Source organism: Tritonibacter litoralis, assembly GCF_009496005.1.
GTDB lineage: Bacteria > Pseudomonadota > Alphaproteobacteria > Rhodobacterales > Rhodobacteraceae > Epibacterium > Epibacterium litoralis.
Genome location: NZ_WIBF01000037.1, coordinates 1 through 3,746, shown reverse-complemented (window position 1 = coordinate 3,746; position 3,746 = coordinate 1). Strand labels below are relative to the sequence as shown.

Below are 3,746 nucleotides of genomic sequence, written 5' to 3'. Positions count from 1 at the left end.
CGCTTGCGCTGGAAGGCCAGCAGGCCTGCCGCCACGAAGAGATCGATTCCGCCTTTGAGGAGGCCCTGCACCCGGTCATTGTCGCTCTGCAGGAACAGCGTCGCGAGGAGCTGCAATTCCATTTGCTGGCGCGCGGGGTCTTTCAGTTCGAAGATGCGCAGGAGCGGATTGTAGCGATGCGTGCGCTTGCCCTCCCAATCGGTAGGGGCAAAGCGATAGACCTTGTCACCTTGGGCGGCGCGGTGCCGGGCCGTGGCCTCGAAACACTCGCCCTTCACATCGAGCGTCACGGCGGAGCCTTGCCAGGTCAGCAGGTTCGGAATGACAAAGCCCGTGGTCTTGCCGCGACCCGTGGGGGCCACGATCAGCGCGTGTGGGAAGACCTTCGAGCAGATGTACTTCGCGCGGGATTTAGGAGAGCCGAGTTTGCCGAGGATGAACCCGGTCCCGGGGGCCCCGAAGAAGCCATTGGCCTTCATCTCGCGCGCGGTCTGCCAATGGGTCTGGCCAAAGCGTGTCAGGGCGGACCCTGACAGGGCGAGGCTCAGCATCATGCCGGCGGCGGCAAAGCTGCCGATGATCAGATGGATGAGCTGGGCATCCTCGGGGCGGCGATCGAGAATCGCCAGATAGTTCTGCGCGATATAAGCAAAGTCGAACTCGGCCCCGAAGCCGAGATCCTGGTAGGTCAGCACCGCCGAGGCGATGGTGTAGCCTATCGCGGCGGTCACCAGCGTCACGAGCAAGACACCCGTGGCGATCCGCACCTTTCCCATGGAGGCGCTCAATGGACCTGACCCCTCTCGGTTTCGCCATCCACGTCTGTCGCGCGGTGTTTTTCGTATTCGGCGTCGGCGAGATCATCGACCACTTGGCGCAGGGCCTCGGTGTTGGCCGTCGCGGCATCCGATTGCAGGTAGACCTTGGCCACATAGAGCCGGTCGAGACGGTCCTCGAGAACCTTGTCCAGCGCATCGGCATCGCCGGAAGTGAGCCGGCCCAATTGGCGGTCGTCTAGCACCCGCGCGATCTCCTCGCGGAAAGCGTCCCGCTCCGCCTCGGTCTCGAAGGGCGCGGACAACTCTCCCGCCCGCTCATGATCCAGGACACGCACAATCTCGTCTGCGATGCGGTCGGAACGTTCAGACAGCGGCGCAGTTTCATCGCGAGCCGCGAGAACTTCGTCGCGGGTGCCAACCCCAAGCCCCTCGCGCATCACGGTTTCGCGGCGGACCTGATTGATGGCCTCCGTGTCGCGTATCTCGGCGACGGCCGCATAGGTCGCGCCGAGCCCACGGGTGAGGTGGGACGGCATGTCCGGATAGCGCGCGCGCAAGTCATCTGCGACAGCATCCGCAACGGACGTGCGGAGGTCGCGTACCTCCATGATCCGGTCGACCTCGCGGGTGATCTCGCTGGCGCGGGCCACATCGGTGATGGTCTCCTTGTAGGGCTCAGACCGGTCGATCACATCGCCAGGCCGTGCGAGCAGTTCCGGATGTGCTTCGAGATACGTGCGCTGCTCCGTCTCGATCCGGCGCTCCGCCCTTGAGACAACCTCCCGCTCCCGGTCGTCGATCTGCTGCGCTGTCAGACCCTCCGTGCGCATCTCCTGACGGATTGTCCCTTCCATCTCCCGGACCGCGTCCTCCTGATAGTGGAACCGCTCGCTGACCGGTTCGGCTTCCACAACGCCGTCCCGGCGCAGCACGTTTTCCCGCTCCAAAAGCGTGCCAAGTTCGACGTGCACATCGTTGAGAATATCGCGCGCCTGTTCCAGATCGGCGCGGCGTTCAAGGTTCAGATCGCGCGCCTCAGCCACTTTGGAGAGATCATTGGCGATCCATTGATGCTCGAGCGCTGCATTTGAGGCGCCCGTCTCGATCCGGGCCACCACTTCCGATGTGCTGATCCCCGTGCCGTGTAGTGCCGCGTCAATGCGCGATCTCAGATCGGGCTCGGCCAGTCGCTCGCGCTGGCTGGCGTCAATATTGGCCTCGGAATAGATCCCGCCCTCCGAGGGCGCGTCTGAGAGCGAACCCGAGCGCAGCCCCAAGGGCTGCATGTGCTGGACCTGCGTCTGGATCTCGATGAGGCGTTTTTCCAGCACGGGACGTTCCGCGTCAGACTTCTCGGCGATCATGCCCTGCACCCGCGCGAGCTTTTCCGCATAGAGGCTTCTCAGATCCTCGAAGCTTTGATCCTCGGCCATATACACATCTCCTGTTCGGTCCACCTGCCCGCCATGCGCCAGCACCTCGCCCGCGCGGAAGAGTGCCGCGGCAATGTCTTCGCGGGCCCCGCGGACCTCGGAGGTCTCCCGGGAGGCCTCCACGGCAAGCGAATGGTAGACGGTTCTGGTGTTGGCGATCTCCGCCAGCGTCCGGGTCAAGTCGGCCCCCACGCGTTCGCGCTCGCGGGGTGCGCGACCCTCTTCTTTCGCCGCATAAACCTCGCGGGTCCGGGCGGGGTAATGCACAACCCCGCGATCCACCCGGCGCGTGGCTTCCAGCCGCACGCCGTACTTCTCCGCCTCCTCGACCATGGCGAGGCGGAAATCATCATAGTTGAAGCGATGATTGCGCCCCAGAAAGAAGAACTCGCCTTCCTGCGAGCGACGGTTCAGCACCAGATGCGCATGCGGGTGATCGCGGTCCTCATGCACCGCGATGATGTAGTCGAAATGCCCCGCGTCGGTCTGGAAGAACCGCTCGGCCACGTCCGTCGCAATGTCGCGCACATCCTCCCCACGCGTGCCCACGGGGAAGGACATGAGCATGTGGGTGGTCTGTCCGAGCCTGGGCTTGAAGCCCGCATCCCACCGCTTGGCAAAGCGCTCCGTCAGGTCCTTGATGTCACCCGCCTCGAGCTTCGTCTTGCCATCCAGGAACCCGCTACTGTCCACGATATGGGTGGACTTGGTGGTGAGGTAATCGAGCTGGTTTGCGAGCTGCGATTTGGTATGCGTGCCCCCACCCCGGATCGCCTTGAAGACCGCTGGCCGATGCCCTGCTGCCGCGCGCGAAAGCTGGCTCTGCTTGGCGACATGCAGCCCCTGCATCGAGCCTCGGATTCGGCTCCAGCCGTCCCGGAAGACCTCGCCAGTGACGGTATGGACGGCATCATTCAGCCGCATGGGCAAACTCCCTCAGCGCGGCCGTAGCCTCCAGCTGCATCGCGTCGCGACGACGGCGCAGGAGCAGATCGATCTCGTCAGCAGAATCCAGGATGAACCGCGCCAGCCCGCGCATCTGCGCAAGCCGCAATTCGGTGAACTCCGAGCCGCCCCCCTGCCCCTGCCGATTGGCCTGAGTCATCTGCTTGGCGATCTGCGCGACCCCATTGCCGACCTCGTGCAGAGAGGCCCTGTAGCGCGCCATCTCTGCTGCCATCTGCGCATCCGGAACGAACACCCCGCCTGCCGCCTGAATGAGCCGCCGCAGCCCCTCGGCCCGGCTCTCGATCCCGGCGGCGGCCAGCACCTCGTCGAGCGCCGCAAGCTCCGCAGCGGTGACCTTCACACTGACCGCCGAGACCGGGATCGCGGCATCCGTCTGGCGCTCGGCATCGGCTTTCAGGACGTAGCGCACGGCCCGCGACGTAACCCCAAAACGCTCCGCAAGTTCAGACGTCGACACACCCTCCGCGGCCTCGCGAACGATCTGCATTTTCTCGATCTCTGTCAGGCGTTTTGTTCGGGACATGCGGAAGAAAGACCCCCTATTTCCTGCCACCTTCCACCAAGG

The 3,746-nt window shown here is 64.5% G+C and carries 3 protein-coding genes; all 3 read right to left on the bottom strand.

Going from position 1 to position 3,746, the window contains the following annotated elements:
* On the bottom strand, positions 1-776 hold a 776-nt coding region (locus GFB49_RS20825; RefSeq protein ID WP_194269441.1), incomplete at its 3' end, for a type IV secretory system conjugative DNA transfer family protein.
* Between the two features lie 8 nt (positions 777-784).
* A complete protein-coding gene (locus tag GFB49_RS20820) occupies positions 785-3,136 on the bottom strand; it encodes a relaxase/mobilization nuclease domain-containing protein (protein WP_153218171.1) in 2,352 nt (783 codons plus the stop codon).
* Positions 3,123-3,704, bottom strand: a complete 582-nt coding sequence (locus GFB49_RS20815; RefSeq protein WP_058239117.1) for a helix-turn-helix domain-containing protein — start codon at positions 3,702-3,704, stop codon at positions 3,123-3,125. The genes GFB49_RS20820 and GFB49_RS20815 overlap by 14 nt, the downstream gene beginning before the upstream one ends.
* Between the last annotated feature and the right edge of the window lie 42 nt (positions 3,705-3,746).